Source organism: Serratia bockelmannii (genome assembly GCF_008011855.1).
GTDB lineage: Bacteria > Pseudomonadota > Gammaproteobacteria > Enterobacterales > Enterobacteriaceae > Serratia > Serratia bockelmannii.
This window is the reverse complement of sequence record NZ_VOUX01000004.1, coordinates 42,147-63,512: the sequence shown is the minus strand read 5'-3', so window position 1 is coordinate 63,512 and position 21,366 is coordinate 42,147. Positions and strand designations below refer to the sequence as shown.

The following is a 21,366-nucleotide window of genomic DNA, read 5'->3' as shown; positions in this document are numbered from 1 at the left end:
AAACCCCGTATCATTGCGCGTTTTTAGTACGCGCAAAAAGTGAAGACAATGACGCAAACTTTTATCCCCGGTAAAGACGCCGCTCTGGAAGACTCCATCGCCCGTTTCCAGCAGAAACTGAGCGACCTCGGTTTCAACATCGAAGAAGCCTCCTGGCTGAATCCAGTGCCGCACGTGTGGTCGGTGCACATTCGCGATCGCGATTGCCCGCTGTGCTTCACCAACGGCAAAGGCGCCAGCAAAAAAGCCGCGCTGGCCTCCGCGCTGGGTGAATATTTCGAGCGCCTGTCCACCAACTACTTCTTCGCCGATTTCTATCTGGGCCGGCAGATCGCCGAAGGCGACTTCGTGCACTACCCGAATGAGAAATGGTTCCCGATCCCGGCGGACGATACGCTACCGGCCGGCATCCTCGACGAGCGTCTGCACGCCTTCTACGATCCGCAGCAAGAGCTGAGCGCCAGCGATCTTGTCGATCTGCAATCCGGTAACGCCGATCGCGGCGTGTGTGCGCTGCCGTTTACCCGTCAGTCCGACCAGCAAACCGTGTACATCCCGATGAATATCATCGGCAACCTGTATGTTTCCAACGGCATGTCCGCCGGCAACACCGCCAACGAAGCGCGGGTGCAGGGCCTGTCGGAAGTGTTCGAGCGCTATGTGAAAAACCGCATCATCGCCGAATCCATCAGCCTGCCGGCGATCCCGGACGAAGTGCTGAATCGCTATCCGGGCGTGGTGGAAGCCATCGCCAAACTGGAAGAGGAAGGTTTCCCGATCCTCTCCTATGATGCCTCGCTGGGCGGCAACTACCCGGTAATCTGCGTGGTGCTGTTCAACCCGACCAACGGCACCTGCTTCGCCTCGTTCGGCGCGCACCCGGACTTCGGCGTGGCGCTGGAGCGCACGGTAACCGAGCTGCTGCAGGGCCGCAGCCTGAAAGATCTCGACGTGTTCACCGCACCGACCTTCGATGACGAAGAAGTGGCGGAACACACCAACCTGGAAACGCACTTCATCGACTCCAGCGGCCTGATCTCCTGGGATCTGTTCAAGCAGGATGCGGACTATCCGTTCGTTGACTGGAGCTTCAGCGGCAGCACGCAGGAAGAGTTCGCCACCCTGATGAGCATCTTCGACAAAGAAGACGCGGAAGTGTACATCGCCGACTACGAGCACCTGGGCGTCTACGCTTGCCGCATCATCGTGCCGGGCATGTCCGATATCTACCCGGCAGAAGACCTGCTGCTGGCCAACAACAGCATGGGCGCGCACCTGCGCGATACGCTGCTGGCGCTGCCGGGCAGCGAGTGGGAGCCGGAAGAGTACCTGGCGCTGATCGAGCAGTTGGACGACGAAGGGCTGGACGACTTCACCCGCGTACGCGAACTGCTGGGCATTGCCAGCGGCAAAGACAATGCCTGGCATACCCTGCGCGTGGGCGAGCTGAAGTCGATGCTGGCGCTGGCGGGCGGCGATCTGGATCAGGCGCTGATCTGGACCGAATGGACGCAGGACTTCAATGCCTCGGTGCTGAGCCCGGCGCGCAGCAACTACTACCGCTGCCTGCAAACGCTGCTGCTGCTGGCGCAGGAGCCTGAACGCGAAGCGGCGCAGTACTACACCGCGTTCGTGAAGATGTACGGCCAGGAAGCGGTCGACGCCGCCTCCGCCGCCATCAGCGGTGAAGCGCGCTTCAACGGGCTGTTCGCCGTCGATGCCGATCTGAAGGCGCTGCCGGCCCACCAGGCGCTGCTGGCGGCCTACGAGAAGCTGCAGGCGGCCAAACGCCGCCACTGGGCCAAGGCCTAAGCATCATCAGGGGTACTGCCACTTTGGGAGTACCCCTGCTGCCAAACGCCGCACTTCGCTGCGGCGTTTTCATTTTTGCGGTGTATTTCAACGCATTCGCTTTTATTTTCTCGCGGGAAAATTGGCGGTTAAACGACCATAAAAATAAATAAACCGTCAATTGTTGCCGGACGGTGAAATAATAATTAACCGATAATTAAACTTTCAGCGCTGCGCGGCGACAAAACGCCTAAAAATTTAACTTTACCCTACGCCGTCCATCCGGTGAATTCAAAAAAAATTGCAAACATTAAAAAAATGTTTTCATTTAAAAATCAATAAATTAACCATAAAAACCACACAAAAAACACGTCATTTTGCCGCTCTACTTCCCCGCCTTATGATCCAAATCAAATTTTCCCCTATACTGCTTTGCTAGTATCTCATTGCGTTGTTTTAACCCTTAAGAGCGAGAGTTAGTTTGAAAACTGACAGCCCCTTCGATCTGATTTTACCTGCGGCCACGGCGAAAATCGCTGAAGATGCCGGCGTGTATAAAGCCACCAAACATCCGCTGAAAACGTTTTATTTGGCGATCACCGCCGGTGTCTTCATTTCCATCGCCTTCGTCTTCTACATCACGGCGACCACCGGTACCGCCGGCGTGCCTTTCGGGCTGGCGAAACTGGTTGGTGGCATCTGCTTCTCTCTCGGGTTAATGCTGGTGGTGGTGTCGGGCGCCGACCTGTTCACCTCTACCGTGCTCATCGTCATCGCCAAGGCCAGCGGCCGTATCAGCTGGGGCCAGCTGGGCGCCAACTGGCTGAACGTTTATCTCGGCAATCTGATCGGCGCGCTGTTCTTCGTGGCGCTGATCTGGTTCTCCGGCGAGTATATGGTCGCCAACGGCCAGTGGGGCCTGAATGTCCTGCAAACCGCAGACCATAAGCTGCATCACACCTTTATCGAAGCCGTGTGCCTCGGCATTCTGGCCAACCTGATGGTCTGCCTGGCGGTCTGGATGAGCTACTCCGGCCGTACCCTGACAGACAAGATGCTCGCCATGGTGCTGCCGGTCGGTATGTTTGTCGCCAGCGGCTTCGAACACAGCATCGCCAACATGTTTATGATCCCTATGGGCATCGTGGTCAAACACTTCGCCACGCCGGAGTTCTGGCAAGCCGTAGGGGCGGTACCTGAGCAATTCGCTCATCTGACAGTAAGCAACTTCATCATCGACAACCTGATTCCGGTCACCATCGGCAACATCATCGGCGGCGGCCTGTTGGTTGGGTTGACTTACTGGGTAATTTATCTGCGCGGGGGCCGCGAGCAGCACTAAGCTGTGAGTTACCACGCGCAGAGTTAGAAATCCACAATCAAAGGTAGGTGTACAATGACCGAACTTAACGAGAAATTAGCCAACGCTTGGGAAGGTTTCAGCAAGGGTGACTGGCAGAATGAAGTCAACGTTCGTGACTTCATCCAGAAAAACTACACGCCTTATGAGGGTGACGAATCCTTCCTGGCTGGCGCTACTCAAGCCACCACCACCTTGTGGGACAAGGTTATGGAAGGGATCAAACTGGAAAACCGCACTCACGCGCCGGTTGATTTCGACACCAACGTTGCTTCAACCATCGTTTCTCACGACGCGGGTTACATCGCCAAAGAGCTGGAAACCATCGTGGGGCTGCAGACCGACGCCCCTCTGAAACGCGCGCTGATCCCGTTCGGCGGTATCAAAATGGTCGAGGGTTCGTGCAAAGTGTACGGCCGCGAACTGGATCCGCAGCTGAAAAAAGTGTTCACCGAATACCGTAAAACCCACAACCAGGGCGTATTCGACGTTTACACCAAAGACATCCTGAACTGCCGTAAATCCGGCGTGCTGACCGGTCTGCCAGATGCCTACGGCCGTGGCCGCATCATCGGCGACTACCGCCGCGTGGCGCTGTACGGTATCGACTTCCTGATGGCCGACAAGCTGAACCAGTTCAAATCGCTGCAGGAAAAACTGGAAAACGGCGAAGATCTGGAAATGACCATCCAGCTGCGCGAAGAGATCGCTGAACAGCACCGCGCTCTGGCTCAGATCAAAGAGATGGCCGCCAAATACGGTTACGACATCTCCGGCCCGGCCACCAGCGCGCAAGAAGCGGTGCAGTGGACCTACTTTGGCTACCTGGCCGCGGTGAAATCCCAGAACGGCGCCGCCATGTCCTTCGGCCGCGTGTCCACCTTCCTCGACGTGTTTATCGAGCGCGACATCAAGGCGGGCAAACTGACCGAAGAACAAGCGCAGGAACTGATCGACCACCTGGTGATGAAACTGCGTATGGTGCGCTTCCTGCGTACCCCTGAGTACGATGAGCTGTTCTCCGGCGACCCAATCTGGGCAACGGAATCCCTGGCCGGTATGGGCGTAGACGGCCGTACCCTGGTCACCAAAAACAGCTTCCGCTTCCTGAACACCCTGTACACCATGGGGCCGTCTCCGGAGCCGAACATGACCATCCTGTGGTCTGAGAAGCTGCCGCTGAACTTCAAGAAATTCGCGGCGAAAGTGTCCATCGACACCTCTTCCGTTCAGTACGAAAACGACGACCTGATGCGTCCTGACTTCAACAACGATGACTACGCCATCGCTTGCTGCGTCAGCCCAATGATCGTCGGCAAACAAATGCAGTTCTTCGGCGCCCGCGCCAACCTGGCGAAAACCATGCTGTACGCCATCAACGGCGGCGTTGACGAAAAACTGAAAATGCAGGTCGGCCCGAAAGAAGCGCCGATGATGGACGAAGTGCTGGACTATGACAAAGTCATGGCGCGCATGGACCACTTTATGGATTGGCTGGCCAAGCAATACGTGACCGCGCTGAACATCATTCACTACATGCACGACAAGTACAGCTACGAAGCTGCGCTGATGGCGCTGCATGACCGTGACGTTTATCGCACCATGGCTTGCGGCATCGCCGGTCTGTCCGTGGCGGCCGACTCCCTGTCTGCCATCAAGTACGCGAAAGTCACCACCATTCGCGACGAAGACGGCCTGGCCATCGACTTCAAAGTGGAAGGCGAGTATCCGCAGTTCGGTAACAACGACGCCCGCGTCGATGACATCGCTTGCGACCTGGTGGAACGTTTCATGAAGAAAATTCAGAAACTGCGCACCTACCGCAATGCGGTACCGACCCAGTCCGTACTGACCATCACCTCCAACGTGGTATACGGTAAGAAAACCGGTAACACCCCGGATGGCCGCCGCGCCGGCGCACCGTTCGGCCCAGGTGCCAACCCGATGCACGGCCGTGACCAGAAAGGCGCAGTAGCCTCCCTGACCTCGGTAGCCAAACTGCCGTTTGCCTACGCGAAAGACGGGATCTCCTACACCTTCTCTATCGTGCCTAACGCGCTGGGTAAAGACGACGATGTGCGGAAAGCCAACCTGGCGGGCCTGATGGATGGTTACTTCCATCATGAAGCCTCCATCGAAGGCGGTCAGCACCTGAACGTCAACGTAATGAACCGTGAAATGCTGCTGGACGCGATGGAAAACCCTGAGAAATACCCTCAGCTGACCATCCGCGTCTCCGGTTACGCCGTGCGCTTCAACTCGCTGACCAAAGAGCAACAGCAGGACGTCATTACTCGTACCTTCACTCAAACGATGTAATACGCCAACCGGGCGGGAAACCGCCCGGTGCCAACGACAGGGCCGGTTCTGCCGGCCCTTTTCTCCCACCGCTCTCCCCTGACTCTGTGCGAGTCTGTTTTGCCGGACATCTATACTGAATGGATAGCCGGCAAAACAGTTATCCGGCAACTGACCGGCCGACAGGCATCATTACCCCCGGTGGCGGCTCCACCCGCTGCTGCATCGCAGATACCTGGCCGGCGGCCACGCGCCTATTTTTAGACTGCGTTTGACAGTCAATATTGGAGAAAACCCCGCAATGTCAGTAACTGGTCGCATCCACTCCTTCGAATCCTGCGGCACCGTCGATGGGCCCGGGATCCGCTTTATCGTCTTCTTCCAGGGCTGCCTGATGCGCTGCCTCTATTGCCATAACCGCGACACCTGGGACACCCACGGCGGCAAAGAAGTGACCGTCGAAGAGCTGATGAAAGACGCGGTGGCCTACCGCCACTTCATGAACGCTTCCGGTGGCGGCGTGACCGCGTCCGGCGGCGAGGCGATCCTGCAGGCTGAATTCGTGCGCGACTGGTTCCGCGCCTGCCATGCCGAAGGCATCAATACCTGCCTGGACACCAATGGCTTCGTGCGCCGCTACGATCCGGTGATCGACGAGTTGCTGGACACCACCGATCTGGTGATGCTGGATCTGAAACAGATGAACGACGATATCCACCAGAATCTGGTCGGCGTCTCCAACCACCGCACGTTGGAATTCGCCCGCTACCTGGCGAAACGTAACCAACGCACCTGGATCCGTTACGTGGTGGTGCCGGGCTGGTCAGATGATGACAAATCGGCACACCTGCTGGGCGAGTTCACCAAGGACATGACCAACATCGAGAAAATCGAGCTGCTGCCCTACCACGAACTGGGCAAGCATAAATGGATAGCGATGGGGGAAGAGTACAAACTGGACGGCGTACATCCGCCGAAGGCCGAGACCATGGATCGCGTCAAAGGCATCCTGGAAAGCTACGGTCACAAAGTGATTTACTGATTGGCGCACGCCAAAAGAAAAAACCGGCTCATGGCCGGTTTTTTTATGCTCAGGCGGCGGCGAACGGCGTGTGGTGGTGATCCGGCTTCTGCTTTTTCAACAGCATCAGCAGGTAAACCAGCGCTACGGCGGCGATCATCACGAACAGCACACGGTCGGAGTAGTTTTGCATCAGCAGCGCCGTCATCGACGGGCCCAGCAGGCTGCCGATGGTGTAACTCATCAACAGCGCCTGGTTCATCGCCACCAGTTCGTGCGGCAGCGCCTTCTCGCAGGCCCAGGACATCGCCACCGGATACAGGGTAAAGCCGGCGCAGCCGAGGATGAACAGCGAAGGCGCCATAGCGTAGTTGCCGAGCATCGCCACGCTGGCGAGGATCACCACGAACACCTGAATGCGCAGCACCAGCAGGCGCCCATAACGATCGGCCAGGCGTCCGACCGGCCATTGCCCAACGATGCCGGAGCTGACCAGCAGCGCCATCCAGTAACCGACGTTGGCGTCGCTCATGCCCTGATGGGAGAGATACAGCGGCATCAGACCATACAGAGAACCGAGCACGATGCCGGAAATGATGCAGCCGTTGATGCAGAGGCGCGCGCTGCGACGTCTTAACATTGTCCACACCGCCGCCTGCTGCGGCTCGTCTTCATGGCGGTTGACCCGCGCAAACAGCATTGGCAGCATGGCGCTGATCACGATCGCGGTCACCCACGGCACCACGTGCAGCAATTCGGTCGAGGTCATGCTCAACAGCAATTGCCCGGTCACCGTACCGAGGTAATAGACAATCATATAGGCCGCCAGCAGCTGGCCGCGGTTGCTCAGGTTACCGCTGCGCAACAGCGCGCTCTCCACGATCACCCAGATCCAGGCGCAGCCGACGCCGGCGAAGAAACGCCAGCCCAGCCAGCTCCAAAAATCGATCGACAGCACCATGCCGGCGGTCGCGGCGGCGAACACCAGGCAAGAAAGATGATAGCTGCGGGTAAAACCGACGCGCTGGATCAGTTTGCCCGCCACCAACGTGCCCAACAGGTTACCGCTGAAATAAGAGGAGCTGACCATTCCCACCTGCCAGGTTGACAGCTGAGCATGGGTTAACCAAAGCGGCACTAACGTATTCAAAACGGCAATGGATACCGTGAGCAGCAAAAGGCCGCAGAGCAATAGGAGCACTGGGCGGGAGTATGCGGACATAGTGAAATTGTGACCGAACGCGCAATGAGAGTGCGCGCATCATGCCACTGGCGATAAAAAAGTCAATCGCCTCTTATCATTCCACCGCACGATTTGTTTCCGGCTAACCGGCTGAAAAAGCGCTATGCTCAGCGCAGAGCGGATTTAACGATGAGGAGGCAAGATGGATCACGCAAATGATGCGGCGGTAGAAGCCCTGCTGGCGGATATCGGCAGCACGCACGGTGAGCTGCTGGCCATTGTGCAGCAGGTACGTCGGATCGCCGCGACGAGCGGCAGTGGCGTCACCGAATCGGTCAAATACGGCGGCATCATGTTCTCGCATACTCAATTTTTCTGCGGCGTTTTCGCCTACCGCAATCACGTCACGGTGGAGTTCGGCCACGGCTACCGGATGGCAGACAGCCATCATCAGCTCGAAGGCAACGGCCAGTATCGGCGGCACATCAAGCTCCACTCGTCCGGCGAGGTGAAAAGCAAACATCTTGCGGACTACATTCAACAGGCTTACGCGCTGACGACAGACTGAATTCTCAACATAAAAAAAGCGCCCGCAGGCGCTTTTTTCTCGTAGTTTGCCGTTTAGCCGATGTATTCCAGGCCGCCCATATAAGGACGCAACACTTCAGGCACCTGAATGCGACCGTCGACCTGCTGGTAGTTTTCCAGCACCGCCACCAGCGTACGGCCGACCGCCAGGCCGGAACCGTTCAGCGTGTGGACCAGACGCGGCTTCTTGTCGGCCTTGCTGCGGCAGCGAGCCTGCATGCGGCGCGCCTGGAAGTCCCACATGTTGGAGCAGGACGAGATCTCGCGGTAGGTGTTCTGCGCCGGCAGCCACACTTCCAGATCGTAGGTCTTGCAGGCGCCGAAGCCCATGTCACCGGTGCACAGCAGCACCTTGCGGTAAGGCAGGTTCAGCAGCTGCAGCACTTTTTCCGCATGGCCGGTCAGCTCTTCCAGGGCATCCATCGAATCTTCCGGACGGACGATCTGCACCATTTCGACCTTGTCGAACTGGTGCATGCGGATCAAACCGCGGGTGTCACGGCCGTAAGAACCGGCTTCCGCACGGAAGCATGGCGTGTGCGCGGTCATCTTCAGCGGCAGAGTTTCCTCTTCGACGATCTCGTCGCGCACCAGGTTGGTCAGCGGCACTTCCGCCGTTGGGATCAGCGCGTAGTTGCTGCTGTCGGCTTCTTCTTCCAGCGGACGGGTATGGAACAGGTCTTCGCCGAACTTCGGCAGTTGGCCGGTACCGTACAGCGTGGCGTGGTTGACCAGGTAAGGCACATAGGCCTCCAGGTAGCCGTGCTGCTCGGTGTGCAGATCCAGCATGAACTGGGACAGCGCACGGTGCATGCGGGCGATTTGCCCTTTCATCACCACGAAGCGCGAGCCGGTCAGCTTAACCGCGGCGGCAAAATCCAGCCCGCCGGCCATTTCGCCCAGATCGACGTGATCGCGCACCGCGAAGTCGTACTGGCGCGGTTCGCCCCAGCGGGTCACTTCCAGGTTTTCGCTGTCGTCTTTACCATCCGGCACGGCGTCGTCCGGCAGGTTAGGCAGAGTCAAAGCGTAATCGCGGATCTCGCTCTGCAGCGTATCCAGCTCTGCCTTGGCGGCATCCAGCTTGTCACCCAGCTCGTTCACTTCGCGACGCAGCGGCTCGATGTCTTCCCCACGCGCTTTGGCCGCGCCGATGGATTTCGATCGGGAGTTGCGTTCCGCTTGCAGCGTTTCAGTTTCTACCTGCAGAACTTTGCGGCGTTCTTCCTGCGAACGCAGCAGATCCAGATCGAGTTTAAAGCCTCGGCGAGCCAGTTTGACGGCGACTGCGTCTAGCTCATTACGCAGCAGATTGGGATCGAGCATGCTAATCCTGTGCTTGTTGTTATTGAAAGAAGTGTTGTTGTTCTATGCGGCTGATTTATAGCCGCATAAAAGAAGAGTGATACCCGCTAACCTTACCGCAACGGCCTCGCTAGCGGTAGCGTTTTGTCGGGCTATTTTGATCCTGCTCAGCCAGCCATGCCAACTTTTCGCCGATTTTCCCTTCAAGCCCACGCGAGGTCGGTTGATAGTAGCGTGTCTTGGCCATTTCGGGCGGGAAATAGTTCTCGCCGGCGGCGTAGGCGTTGGGTTCGTCGTGGGCGTAACGGTACTCCGCCCCCAGCCCCATCTCCTTCATCAGCTTGGTCGGCGCGTTGCGCAGGTGCTCCGGCACGTCATAATCGGCCTGCTCTTTGGCGTCGCGCATGGCGGCCTTGAACGCGGTGTAAACCGCGTTGCTCTTCGGCGCGCAGGCCAGGTAAACAATCGCCTGCGCGATGGCGCGCTCGCCCTCTGCCGGCCCCACGCGGGTGAAGCAATCCCAGGCGGCGATCGCCACCTGCATGCCGCGCGGATCGGCGTTGCCCACGTCTTCAGAGGCAATCGCCAACAGACGGCGTGCCACATAGAGCGGATCGCCGCCGGCGGTAATAATGCGCGCATACCAATACAGCGCCGCGTCCGGTGCCGAACCGCGCACCGATTTATGCAGCGCGGAAATCAGGTCGTAATAACGGTCGCCCTTGTTGTCGAAGCGCGCGCTGCGCTCGCCCGACACCTCCTTGAGCAGCTCCGGCGTCAGCACCCGCATGCCTTTGGCATCGATCTCCGCCATGTCCGCCATCATTTCCAGGCTGTTCAGCGCCCGGCGCGCATCGCCGCCCACCAGCTCCGACAGCAGGCGGCGCGTTTCCGCGGGCAGCTCGACGTTCTGATTGCCAAAGCCGCGCGCCTTGTCGCTCATCGCCTGATCCAGCACCTGGCCGATATCTTCGGCGGTCAGCGCCTTCAACAGGTAAACGCGGGCGCGGGACAACAGCGCCGAGTTCAGCTCGAACGACGGATTTTCGGTGGTGGCGCCGATAAAGGTGATGGTGCCGTCTTCGATGTGCGGCAGGAAAGCGTCCTGCTGGCTCTTATTGAAACGGTGCACTTCGTCGACGAACAGGATGGTGCGGCGGCCGGCGTCGCGATTTTGCCGCGCCCGCTCGATCGCCTCGCGGATCTCCTTGATGCCGGAGGTCACGGCGGAGATCCGTTCGACATCCGCCTGACCGTAACGGCCGATCAGCTCTGCCAACGTCGTCTTCCCGGTGCCCGGCGGCCCCCATAAAATCATCGAGTGCAGCTGCCCGGCCTCGATGGCGCGCGGCAGCGGCTTGCCGGCGGCCAGCAGGTGCTGCTGGCCGATATACTGCGCCAGCGTGGTCGGCCGCATACGCGCGGCCAACGGCTGGAACTCATTCTGGGAAAAATCGAGCGACAGATTATTACTCACTTGCACCTCACTGGCGCTGGTCGTCCAGCGTCACCCCCTTCGGCGGGGTAAATTTGAATTTGGCCGGATCGGCGGCAACGTTCTGCTGGCTTTTCAGCGTATAAGCACTACGCTGGCCATCCTGCTCCACCGCGGCAAAGCTGCGGATGGTACCGCTGTTGGTCACGCTGATGGCGAATTGCTTCAGGTTGCCGCTGGCGGATTTCGGCGTCAGCTCGAAATCATCGCCCTTTTGCTTCACGTTGTACTGCTTCCAGTCGCTGGCGTTATTGCGGGTAATCAGCATAAACGGCGTATTGCCGGTGGCGTTCTTCAGCCAGGTCGCCGTCACCTGCTCGACGAACGGGTTGTAGAACCACAGGGTCTGGCCATCGGAAACCAGCACGCTCTCATCGGGTGACGTCATGTGCCAGTTGAACAGGTTCGGCCGCTTCACCCACAGCTCGCCTTCACCCTGTTGCACCGCGGCGCCTTCAGCGCTGGTCACGGTTTGCGAGAAGCTGGCGTGGAAACTGTTCACCTTCGCCAGGCGACTTTGCAGATCCTGTGCGGCATCGGCCAGCACGGAGGTAGAAGCGAATCCCGAAAGCAGACAGCAGGCAACTAACAGTTTTTTCATTATTCCAGATACCTTATGAAATGCGTTAACCGCAGGGCGACGCCGTGCGGGTCAATCAACCCTTTACTCCGTTACTTTACCTGAAGCCGGCGATCGGCCGGTAGGCCAATGTTCCGAGAAGAAACGGGTTTACGCTTCTTTGCACAAGGGCCGCTTAAGCGGCCCTTTCTTATTGAATTGCAATGGCTAAGCGACCATCAATCGTGCCGCGGCGGCGCCAGCACCTCGCGGTTGCCGTTGTGCCCCTGCTCGCTGACGATGCCCTGCGCCTCCATCTGTTCGATGATGCGCGCGGCACGGTTATAGCCGATGCGGAACTGGCGCTGTACGCCGGAGATGGAGGCGCGGCGTTTATCCACCACGAAATCCACCGCCTGGTCAAACAACGGATCCAGCTCTTCGTCGCCGTCCATCCCGCCACCGGCACCGCCCTCGCCATCTTCGCCGCCGCTGAGAATGCCCTCTTTATATTGGGGCCGCTCGCGCGCTTTCCAATCCTTGACCACCGCGTGCACTTCCTGATCGCGCACGAATGCGCCATGTACACGCACCGGGATCGAGGAGTTCGGCGCCAGATAGAGCATGTCACCCATACCCAGCAAGGACTCGGCGCCCCCCTGATCGAGGATGGTGCGGGAGTCGATCTTGCTCGACACGGTAAAGGCGATACGCGTCGGAATGTTGGCCTTGATCAGGCCGGTGATCACATCCACCGAAGGACGCTGGGTCGCCAGCACCAGGTGGATGCCCGCCGCACGCGCTTTTTGCGCCAGGCGAGCGATCAACTCTTCAACCTTCTTGCCAACCGTCATGATCAGGTCGGCGAATTCGTCGACCATCACCACGATGTACGGCTCTTTCTCCAACACCGGCGGCGTGATGTCCATGCTGTCGGTCGGTTTCCAGAACGGATCCGGGATCGGACGCCCCATCGCTTCGGCCTGATCGACACGCTCGTTGTAGCCGGCCAGGTTACGCACGCCCAGGGCAGACATCAGTTTGTAGCGGCGTTCCATCTCACCCACGCACCAGCGCAGCGCGTTGGCGGCGTCTTTCATGTCGGTGACCACATCGGTCAACAGGTGCGGAATACCTTCGTAAACCGACAGCTCCAGCATTTTCGGGTCGATCATGATAAAGCGCACTTCTTTCGGCGTGGCCTTATACAGGATGCTCAGGATCATGGCGTTGACCCCGACCGATTTACCGGAACCGGTGGTACCGGCGACCAGCAAGTGCGGCATTTTGCCTAGATCGGCCACCACCGGTTCGCCGGAGATGTCTTTACCCAATACGATGGACAGCGGCGACGGATTGTCGCGGAAGGCCGGGCAGTCCAGCACTTCGCGCAGGTACACCGTTTGCCGCTTGGCGTTCGGCAGTTCCAGACCGACATAAGGCTTACCGGGGATCACTTCCACCACGCGCACCGCCGAAGTCGACAGCGAGCGCGCCAGATCGCGCGACAGGTTGGAAATACGCGCCGCTTTGACGCCCGGCGCCAGATCCAGCTCGAAGCGGGTGATGACCGGCCCCGGCAGGATATCCACCACGTCGGCTTTTACGCGGTAATCGGCCAAACTGGCCTCCACCAGGCGCGCTTTCTGTTCCAGCGCGAAGGAGTCGACCGGCTCCACCTCTTTCGGCGCTTCGGTCAGCAGATCCAGCGTCGGCAGCGGCGTGGTCGGCTTCTGCAGCGGCTGATCGTTGCGCATCAGGAACGGGTGAATCAGGCTGTCCATCGCCGGGTGCGGCTCAGCCGGAGCTTGCTGAGGCTGCTGCTGCACCGGTTGCTGTGGCTGCTGATATTGCTGCTGCGACGGCTGTTGATACTGCTGTTGTTGCTGCGGCTGCTGATAAGATTGCTGCTGCGGCTGTTGGTATTGTTGCGGCTGCGCATGCGGTTGCTGGGCAGCCGGCGCCGCAGGCTCAAACTGGCCGAACGGCACGTCGTCCTCTTGCTCGCTTTGCTGTTCAATGCGCTCTTCAAGCTGCGGGGACAGCGTGAACATCGGCTCGCTCGGGCCATCGTCCACTAAATCCGCCATCGGCGAGAAGCTGAAAGCATTGCGGGTATCGACCGGGCTGGCAGCCGGCGCCTGCGGGGCCGGTTCTTGCTGGCCGTAGCGTGCCTGCTGCTGCTCGGCGAACGCCTGGCGCAGCGCGGCCTCTTGCAGCGCCTCTTCGTCGTTCTGTTGATAACCTTCGCCATAACGTTGGCTCTGCTGTTCGGCAAACGCCTTGCTCAGCTCAGCTTCCTGCAGGGCGCTCTCGTCATCTTGCTCCGGCGCGTAGCTTTCGCCGTAGCGTTGGCTTTGCTGCTCGGCAAACGCCTGACGCAGCGCAGCTTCCTGCAGCGCCTCTTCTTCCTGCGGGCTCACCGCCGTCGGCTGCTGAGGCTCCACCTCGGCCTGGCGCTGTTCCTGCTCGGCCGCACGCTGCGAAGGCAGCTTGATGCCGTAGGAAGCCAGCTCACGACGGGTCGGAATACGCACCGGATTCGGCCGCGGCAACTCAGGGCCGATACCCTGTTTAACCTGAGAATTGCCGTCGCTGGTCGCCGTGAAGGCCGGCATAAAGGTCGCCGCCGCGGCGCCCGCAGCGGCAGCGGCTGCCGTATCCAGTTGTGGCTTGGCGCCGGCGGCGCTGAAACCATCTGCTCCGCTGACGTCGGCACTGTCGCGCTGCGCGGCGGTAAAATCAAAGGGAGAACGCGCTGCCGGCTGCGGGGCCGGCTCTTGCCAATTGCCCAGGCGCGGCTCATCGTCATCCTGATAAGGATCGACAGGCCGCGTCGCCTTAGGCGCTGGTGTTTCTTCCGGGATTTCGAAGGAATACAGCGGCGGCGTGGCGTCTTGCGCCGGGGGGCTCACCGGGTGCTGATTGACCGAGGCCGGCGCGGCCGGCGCCACCGTTACCGACGGCGCCTGTGTGGCGATCGGCGCGGCAACGGGCTCGTGGATCTCTGCCTTCACCGCTGGTGCAGGCGAAGCCGCCGGCGCGATTGGCGCGGCGTCGGCTTCAACCTCACTATCGTCGGCTCGCAGGCCGCTGAGCAACGGATCGGCGGCGTCTTCCCCCGCCTCTTTGGCGATTTCGGTGACCGAGGGTGCGGAGAACAGCACGTCGTCATCGGCAGCCGCGGCTCCGGCGGCGGTCGCCGCAACCGCTGCAGCGGCGCCCTTCCCTGCCTGCTCAGGCTCGTCGTCAACGTAACGCTCGTCATCCTCGAAATAGCGATCTTCGCGGCGTGAGCGATTGGTCATCACCGTCGCGACGCCCAACACCGCACCGCCGATCTTCTCGGCGATCACCAGCCAGGACCAGCCGGTAAACAGCGTCAGCCCCGCCGCCCACACGCACAGCAGCGCCAGCGTAGCGCCGATGCCGTTGAACCACGGCAACATGGCGTTGCTCAGCAGGCTGCCGATCACGCCGCCGGAAGCGAAGTAATAGAGATCGTCAACGTTCAGCGCCGCCAACCCGCAGGAGGTAAGCACTAACGCCAAGGTACCGATCAGGCGCAGGGAGAGCGCGAAATAGTCGACGTAGTCTTTGTTGCCGCGTTGGCGATAGGCTGCCCAGCACAGGATCAGCATGATCGGCGGTATCGCGTAGGCGAGCACCCCGAAGGTGAAGAACAGCGTGTCGGCCAACCAGGCCCCAACACCGCCGCCCAAATTGTGAATCGGCTCATGCCACGCGGTCTGCGACCAGCTTGGGTCAGACGGATTGAAACTGACCAACGCAGCCATGAGGTAAACGGCAAAAATCGCTACCACGATAAGCGCAGCCTCCAGCAAACGCCGGCCACTGCTGAGTCTTTTCAGGGTAACTTCTTTATCTTCTGTATATTCCTGGCTCAAGAAAGGCTCTCCAGGTTCCTGTTAGCTGACATAGCAACAGCGCCGAGAAGCTTCCCCGGCGCCGAAACTGTATGAATAAACAGGAGTGTAACCAATTTAATCAGGTTTTGCACCTGCACCTTACCGTGTTTTGATAACCAGACGGTTACTCTGTTTCACTTCTTCCATCACTACGTAGGTACGGGTGTCGTTGACCCCCGGCAAACGCAGCAAGGTTTCGCCCAGCAGTTTGCGGTACGCCGACATGTCCGGTACGCGGGTTTTCAACAGGTAGTCGAAATCACCGGAAACCAGATGACACTCCTGAATCTCTTCAAGCTTCTGCACTGCCGAGTTGAATTGCTCAAACACATCCGGCGCGCCACGGTTCAGCGTGATCTCCACGAAAACCAGCAGGGACGCATCCAGATAATGCGGGTTAAGCAATGCGGTATAGCCATGAATGAAACCCTGGCGCTCGAGACGGCGCACGCGTTCTAAACATGGTGTCGGGGATAACCCCACGCGCTTCGAAAGCTCGACGTTCGAAATACGCCCATCCTTCTGCAGCTCATTCAGGATGTTGCGGTCGATACGGTCGAGATCTTTACCCGGGCGTTTCTTGTTGTCTGCCATTATTATTGTCTCTCTTATTTTCTTCCGTGCACTTGCCACACCCTAGCCAACGTCAATGTGTAAGGGTTCGTTCCAAGCGAAGACCCGATGCCTGTCATATGCTTCTTCACTACCATCATTCCACGCCGCGCAGCCTGTCTGTCCAACCCCGCGCGACGCCGGCAACGACGTTTAGGTCGAGAAAAAATCAGCAAACGCTTGCGCGCCCTGCTCCGCACATCCACCGCGCATTGCCGCCTCGCGGCGCAAATACGTACGATTTGCTGGTGTTACGGGGATAATTTCTTCTTCCTATGATGTTTTCGCAAATGCGCAGCGGATTGTCAAAGTAAAAGAAGCAAAATCAGAACAACGTACCGTCATGAAAAGTCTGCATCCCATTTTTGGTTATGAATCGCTGGCAGATAAACCCCGGTAGGGAGCGGCTGAAGTCGCAGAATGCGCCGTTTTTGCGCGGTTGGCGATTCGGTAGCCGAATGCGGCTTTGATAAGGTAAATTTCTGCGTTCGGCGTACGATTTGCCGACAGCGGGCGCATTAATAGGCGACAACTATCATACAAATCGTTAACAACGTCGCCCGGCGCTTTTTTTACTGCGCCATTTTCCCTACAATCGGCTTCATTGTCCGCCATTGTGGAATAAAGAGGTTATTCATGGGCACGGCTAAACATAGCAAATTACTGATTCTGGGCTCCGGCCCGGCCGGTTACACCGCCGCCGTCTACGCGGCGCGCGCCAACCTGAGCCCGGTGCTGATCACCGGTCTGGAGCAAGGCGGCCAGCTGACCACCACCACCGAAGTGGAAAACTGGCCGGGCGACGCCGAAGGCCTGACCGGTCCGGCGCTGATGGAGCGCATGCGCGAACACGCGGAGAAGTTCCAGACTGAGATCGTCTTCGATCATATCAACAGCGTCGATCTGCAGCAGCGCCCGTTCCGCCTGTTCGGCGACAGCGGCGAATACAGCTGCGACGCGCTGATCATTGCGACCGGTGCCTCCGCCCGCTACCTTGGCCTGCCTTCCGAAGACGCCTTCAAGGGCAAAGGCGTTTCCGCCTGTGCGACCTGCGACGGTTTCTTCTACCGTAACCAGAAAGTCGCCGTGGTCGGCGGCGGCAACACTGCCGTTGAAGAAGCGCTGTACCTGTCCAACATCGCCGCCGAGGTTCACCTGATCCACCGCCGCGACAGCTTCCGTTCAGAGAAGATCCTGATCGACCGGCTGATGGAAAAAGTGAAAAGCGGCAACATCGTGCTGCACACCGACCATACGCTGGACGAAGTGCTGGGCGATGAAATGGGCGTGACCGGCGTGCGTATCCGCAGCACCAAAGCGGAAAACGAAACCCGTGAACTGGAACTGGCCGGCGTGTTCATCGCCATCGGCCACAGCCCGAACACCGGCATCTTCGGCGGCCAACTGGAGCTGGAAAACGGCTACATCAAGGTGCAGTCCGGCATTCACGGCAATGCGACCCAAACCACCATCCCCGGCGTCTTCGCCGCTGGCGACGTGATGGATCACATCTACCGTCAGGCAATCACCTCCGCCGGCACCGGCTGTATGGCGGCGCTGGACGCAGAGCGTTACCTGGACGGCATCGCCGGCGCAGAAGTCTGCTAAGACGTTCTCTTCATCAGCAAAAAGCGGCTCTCGAGCCGCTTTTTTTGTCTTCAGCCCCCAGGAGGATGCACGCCGATGCATAATCTTCTTCACTGGCGCTTGCTGGTTGCCGTCGCCGACAACGGCACCATCACTCAGGCTGCGGCGCTCTGCGGCATGACGCAGTCTGCCGCCAGCCAGGCCATCGCTCAACTGGAGACGATGCTGAGCACCCGGCTTTTGGTGCGCCAGCCACACAATGTCGTCCTGACCCAAAGCGGCCTGCAGATCGTCGCCCATGCCCGCACGATGTTGGAAGGACTGCGGGCCATTCAACAATGCGCGCAGCAAGCCGGTAACGCGCACGCGGGCAAAATACGCCTGGCCAGTTTCCCGTCGGCATTTAGCAAGCTGTTGCCGCCGCTGCTGCGCAAGTTTCGCCGTCTGTATCCCGACATTGAGCTGATTACGCTCGAGGGCACCGACCACGAAGTGGAGAGCTGGTTAACATCGGCAACGGCAGACATCGGCGTGGTGCTCAATCCGGCACCGGAGCGGCTGTGTTTCCCTTTGGGGGAAGACACCTGGTTAGCGGTCGTGCCCAGCGCGCACCCGCTGGCGCGAGCGCGGCGGCCGGTGGCGCTGGATGCCCTGTTCCGGCTGCCTTTCATCCTGGCGACCGGCGGATGTGATGTGAATGCGCAAAGTTTGGCGCAGCAGTCGGGCCTGGCACTGGCCGATATCCGCGCCACCGTCAGCGATTGGCAAACGGCGTTGACGCTGGTCAGAGAAGGCACGGGCGTTGCGCTGATGCCCGCGTCGGTGATCCCGCCCGATGCGCTCGGAGTTTGCGCTCTACCGCTCGTTGCGCCGGTTTATCGTCGTTTCGGCCTGGCCTGCTCATCCGAGGCGGTGACCCAGCCCCCCGTCCAAACCCTGCTGAATTACCTGCGCGAACAGGAGCAAACCCTGGCCAGTCGCTGAGTTAATAGCGGCTTTCTGAAATTTCCATTTCCCCGCCGGTGCCCGCATCGGCATGCTGTGGCAAGCGTTCTCATTGACCCACAAGGAAATAGCATGAAGCTGTATTTTGCTCCCGATGCCTGCTCGCTGGCCCCACATATCGTCCTGCGGGAATTAGCGATCCCTTTCACCCTGGTCAGGGTAAACAATCGCAGCAAGCGCTGCGCCGACGGTGAGGATTTCTATCGCATCAACCCAAAAGGTTACGTCGCCGCCCTGCAGCTGGACGACGGCAACGTGATCACCGAAGGCCCCGCCATCGTTCAATACCTCGCCGACCAGCGCCCAGAGAGCCGGCTGGCACCGCCACCGACGGCCTTTGAGCGGGTAAGGCTGCAGGAATGGCTTAATTTCATCACCAGCGAGATCCATGCCGGTGCCGCCCCCTTGTTCAATGATGCCCTGCCCGAAGATGCCAAGGCGTTGCTGCGCGACAAGTTGAGACGGCGATTGGGTTATCTCGCGCAAGCGTTGGCACAACAAACTTACCTATTGGGAACGTATTTCAGCGTCGCTGACGCTTATCTGTTTACCGTGTTGCGCTGGATGGCGCGCTTCGAGATTTCGCTGAGCGAGTGGCCACCGCTCCAGCATTATGTGACGCGGATCGCAGAGCGAGCGTCGGTGCGCGCCGCTCTGGAAGCCGAGGCCACGAGTGAGCAAGTCAAATAGCCGGTAACGCGTCTGTTATAGCCACATTTGGACGCTTTATTATTTTCAGTCTGCCGGGTGACGAGGTAACATGGGACCTCGCTTGTTTGTCGCCGATTGCGCCAAACACTATTATTTAACAGTACGTTAACCCAGCCTGTAACAAACGGGCACCGGCGACGCAGACGCATATCTGATGAAAAAAAACAGACAGCAACAGTTAACCCGTTGGCTTAAAACCCAGAGTTCGTTGGCGCAGCGTTGGCTGCGCCTTTCCATGCTGTTGGGGCTGTTCAGCGGCCTGCTGATCGTGGCGCAGGCGTGGCTGCTGGCCAGCCTGCTGCACGCCCTGATCATCGAACATACCCCGCGCGAACAGCTGATCCCTTCGTTTATCTGGCTGGCCGTCGCGTTCGCATTGCGGGCGCTGTTGAGCTGGCTGCGGGAACGGGTCGGTTTCCTGTGTGGCCAGGTGATCCGTCAGCGCATGCGCCAGCAGGTGCTGGATAAACTGCAGCAGCTCGGCCCGGCCTGGATCCAGGGCAAACCGGCGGGCAGTTGGGCCAGCATCATCGTCGAGCAGATCGAGGATATGCAGGACTATTACTCGCGCTATCTACCGCAGATGTATCTGGCGGTGTTTATCCCGCTGCTGATCTTGATCGCCGTCTTCCCGATCAACTGGGCCGCCGGTTTGATTCTGTTGGCGACCGCGCCGCTGATCCCGCTGTTTATGGCGCTGGTGGGCATGGGGGCCGCCGACGCCAACCGCCGCAACTTCGTGGCGCTGGCGCGATTGAGCGGCAACTTCCTCGACCGCCTGCGCGGCCTGGACACCCTGCGGTTGTTCGACCGCGCGCAGGCCGAAACGGCGCAGATCGCCAAATCCTCCGAAGACTTCCGCAGCCGCACCATGGAAGTGCTGCGTATGGCCTTCCTCTCTTCCGGCGTGCTGGAGTTCTTCGCTTCGATTTCCATCGCCGTGGTGGCGGTGTACTTCGGCTTTTCTTACCTCGGCGAACTCAACTTCGGCAGCTATGGCCTCGGCGTAACGCTGTTTTCCGGTTTTCTGGTGCTGATTCTGGCGCCGGAGTTTTTCCAACCGCTGCGCGATCTCGGCACCTTCTACCATGCCAAGGCGCAGGCGGTCGGCGCGGCGGAAGCGCTGGAAACCTTCCTTAGCGCCGAAGGCGAGCAGATGGGCAACGGCACGCGGCAACTGCTCGCCGATCAACCGCTGAGGCTGCAGGCGAACGCATTGGAAATCCTGTCGCCGAACGGCGTACTGCTGGCCGGGCCGCTGAGTTTCACCCTGCAACCGCAGCAGCGCGTAGCGCTGGTCGGGCTGAGCGGCGCCGGCAAAAGCTCGCTGCTCAATCTGCTGCTCGGCTTCCTGCCCTACCGCGGCTCGTTGACCGTCAACGGCATCGAACTGCGTGAACTGTCCGCAGAAAACTGGAGGCAACAGCTGAGCTGGGTCGGTCAGAACCCACACCTGCCAGCGCAAACCTTGCGCGCCAATATCCTGCTGGGCTGCCCGCAGGCCGACGAAGCGCAGCTGCAGCAGGCGGTGGAACTCGCCTACGTCAGCGAACTGTTGCCGTATCTGCCGCAGGGGCTCGACACCGAAGTAGGCGACAACGCCGCCCGCCTGTCGGTCGGCCAGGCGCAGCGCGTGGCGGTCGCCCGGGCGCTGATCGGCCCGCGCCGCTTGCTGCTGCTGGATGAACCGGCCGCCAGTCTCGATGCCCACAGCGAACAACGGGTGATGCAGGCGTTGAATGCCGCTTCGCATCAGCAAACCACCCTACTGGTCACGCACCAGTTGGAAGACACCGAAGACTACGATCAGATCTGGGTGATGGATAACGGGCGCATCGTGCAACAGGGCGATTACGCCACCCTCAGCGCCCAGCCGGGCCTGTTCGCCACTCTGATCGCCCATCGCCGCGGGGAGCTTTAAT

Annotated in this window: 15 protein-coding genes; 9 read left to right on the top strand and 6 right to left on the bottom strand. The window is 59.6% G+C overall.

The annotated features are described in order from the left end of the window. The first annotated feature begins 48 nt into the window (after positions 1-48). The 4 genes from ycaO to pflA all read left to right on the top strand — a co-directional run bounded on the left by ycaO (position 49) and on the right by pflA (position 6,491). Positions 49-1,812, top strand: a complete 1,764-nt coding sequence (gene ycaO, locus FOT55_RS07680) for a 30S ribosomal protein S12 methylthiotransferase accessory factor YcaO (protein WP_147823328.1) — start codon at positions 49-51, stop codon at positions 1,810-1,812. A gap of 460 nt (positions 1,813-2,272) precedes the next feature. Continuing rightward, entirely contained in the window at positions 2,273-3,133 is an 861-nt protein-coding gene (gene focA, locus FOT55_RS07675; RefSeq protein WP_060432816.1) for a formate transporter FocA, read from the top strand. Between the two features lie 54 nt (positions 3,134-3,187). Next, on the top strand, positions 3,188-5,470 hold the full coding sequence (pflB, locus tag FOT55_RS07670) for a formate C-acetyltransferase (protein WP_004928286.1): 2,283 nt from the start codon (positions 3,188-3,190) through the stop codon (positions 5,468-5,470). Positions 5,471-5,750: 280 nt separating this feature from the next. After that, the gene (gene pflA / locus FOT55_RS07665) at positions 5,751-6,491 is read left to right on the top strand and encodes a pyruvate formate lyase 1-activating protein (protein WP_016928325.1); all 741 of its coding nucleotides are present in this window, start codon (positions 5,751-5,753) and stop codon (positions 6,489-6,491) included. Between the two features lie 49 nt (positions 6,492-6,540). Here pflA and FOT55_RS07660 read toward each other — a convergent pair whose 3' ends face one another. After that, a complete protein-coding gene (locus tag FOT55_RS07660) occupies positions 6,541-7,692 on the bottom strand; it encodes an MFS transporter (protein WP_147823327.1) in 1,152 nt (383 codons plus the stop codon). Positions 7,693-7,855: 163 nt separating this feature from the next. Between FOT55_RS07660 and FOT55_RS07655 the strand changes: the two genes are divergently transcribed. Next, positions 7,856-8,221 (top strand): DUF1801 domain-containing protein, encoded by a 366-nt coding sequence (locus tag FOT55_RS07655; protein ID WP_147823326.1) that lies wholly within the window; start codon positions 7,856-7,858, stop codon positions 8,219-8,221. A 53-nt stretch (positions 8,222-8,274) separates the two neighbouring features. Here the strand turns inward: FOT55_RS07655 and serS are convergent, their stop codons facing one another. The 5 genes from serS to lrp form a co-directional block, all read right to left on the bottom strand. Next, a complete protein-coding gene (serS, locus tag FOT55_RS07650) occupies positions 8,275-9,567 on the bottom strand; it encodes a serine--tRNA ligase (protein WP_147823325.1) in 1,293 nt (430 codons plus the stop codon). Positions 9,568-9,676: 109 nt separating this feature from the next. Beyond that, the gene (locus FOT55_RS07645; protein WP_164067994.1) at positions 9,677-10,963 is read right to left on the bottom strand and encodes a replication-associated recombination protein A; all 1,287 of its coding nucleotides are present in this window, start codon (positions 10,961-10,963) and stop codon (positions 9,677-9,679) included. Between the two features lie 67 nt (positions 10,964-11,030). Then, entirely contained in the window at positions 11,031-11,642 is a 612-nt protein-coding gene (gene lolA / locus FOT55_RS07640) for an outer membrane lipoprotein periplasmic chaperone LolA (protein ID WP_015377319.1), read from the bottom strand. Between the two features lie 197 nt (positions 11,643-11,839). Next, positions 11,840-15,508, bottom strand: a complete 3,669-nt coding sequence (locus FOT55_RS07635) for a DNA translocase FtsK 4TM domain-containing protein (protein WP_147823323.1) — start codon at positions 15,506-15,508, stop codon at positions 11,840-11,842. A gap of 120 nt (positions 15,509-15,628) precedes the next feature. Continuing rightward, entirely contained in the window at positions 15,629-16,123 is a 495-nt protein-coding gene (gene lrp / locus FOT55_RS07630; protein ID WP_004928318.1) for a leucine-responsive transcriptional regulator Lrp, read from the bottom strand. 654 nt (positions 16,124-16,777) lie between these two features. On the opposite strand from lrp, the gene trxB reads away from it, so the two are divergent. The 4 genes from trxB (at position 16,778) to cydD (ending at position 21,365) form a co-directional block, all read left to right on the top strand. Next, a complete protein-coding gene (trxB, locus tag FOT55_RS07625) occupies positions 16,778-17,749 on the top strand; it encodes a thioredoxin-disulfide reductase (protein ID WP_049204246.1) in 972 nt (323 codons plus the stop codon). Between the two features lie 75 nt (positions 17,750-17,824). After that, complete coding sequence (locus FOT55_RS07620) at positions 17,825-18,712, top strand: LysR family transcriptional regulator (protein ID WP_147823322.1); 888 nt, start codon at positions 17,825-17,827, stop codon at positions 18,710-18,712. 93 nt (positions 18,713-18,805) lie between these two features. Continuing rightward, positions 18,806-19,423 (top strand): glutathione transferase GstA, encoded by a 618-nt coding sequence (gene gstA / locus FOT55_RS07615; protein ID WP_049204244.1) that lies wholly within the window; start codon positions 18,806-18,808, stop codon positions 19,421-19,423. Positions 19,424-19,598: 175 nt separating this feature from the next. Next, on the top strand, positions 19,599-21,365 hold the full coding sequence (gene cydD / locus FOT55_RS07610) for a heme ABC transporter permease/ATP-binding protein CydD (protein ID WP_147823321.1): 1,767 nt from the start codon (positions 19,599-19,601) through the stop codon (positions 21,363-21,365). Position 21,366: the final 1 nt, after the last annotated feature.

Bases quoted from the DNA above. Each gene is read 5' to 3' on its own strand.
- serS (WP_147823325.1), bottom strand. From the start codon at position 9,567: ATGCTCGATCCCAATCTGCTGCGTAATGAGCTAGACGCAGTCGCCGTC.
- lolA (WP_015377319.1), bottom strand. From the start codon at position 11,642: ATGAAAAAACTGTTAGTTGCCTGCTGTCTGCTTTCGGGATTCGCTTCT.
- FOT55_RS07645 (WP_164067994.1), bottom strand. From the start codon at position 10,963: ATGCGGCCGACCACGCTGGCGCAGTATATCGGCCAGCAGCACCTGCTG.
- gstA (WP_049204244.1), top strand. From the start codon at position 18,806: ATGAAGCTGTATTTTGCTCCCGATGCCTGCTCGCTGGCCCCACATATC.
- FOT55_RS07620 (WP_147823322.1), top strand. From the start codon at position 17,825: ATGCATAATCTTCTTCACTGGCGCTTGCTGGTTGCCGTCGCCGACAAC.
- FOT55_RS07655 (WP_147823326.1), top strand. From the start codon at position 7,856: ATGGATCACGCAAATGATGCGGCGGTAGAAGCCCTGCTGGCGGATATC.
- trxB (WP_049204246.1), top strand. From the start codon at position 16,778: ATGGGCACGGCTAAACATAGCAAATTACTGATTCTGGGCTCCGGCCCG.
- ycaO (WP_147823328.1), top strand. From the start codon at position 49: ATGACGCAAACTTTTATCCCCGGTAAAGACGCCGCTCTGGAAGACTCC.
- pflA (WP_016928325.1), top strand. From the start codon at position 5,751: ATGTCAGTAACTGGTCGCATCCACTCCTTCGAATCCTGCGGCACCGTC.
- FOT55_RS07660 (WP_147823327.1), bottom strand. From the start codon at position 7,692: ATGTCCGCATACTCCCGCCCAGTGCTCCTATTGCTCTGCGGCCTTTTG.
- cydD (WP_147823321.1), top strand. From the start codon at position 19,599: ATGAAAAAAAACAGACAGCAACAGTTAACCCGTTGGCTTAAAACCCAG.
- pflB (WP_004928286.1), top strand. From the start codon at position 3,188: ATGACCGAACTTAACGAGAAATTAGCCAACGCTTGGGAAGGTTTCAGC.
- lrp (WP_004928318.1), bottom strand. From the start codon at position 16,123: ATGGCAGACAACAAGAAACGCCCGGGTAAAGATCTCGACCGTATCGAC.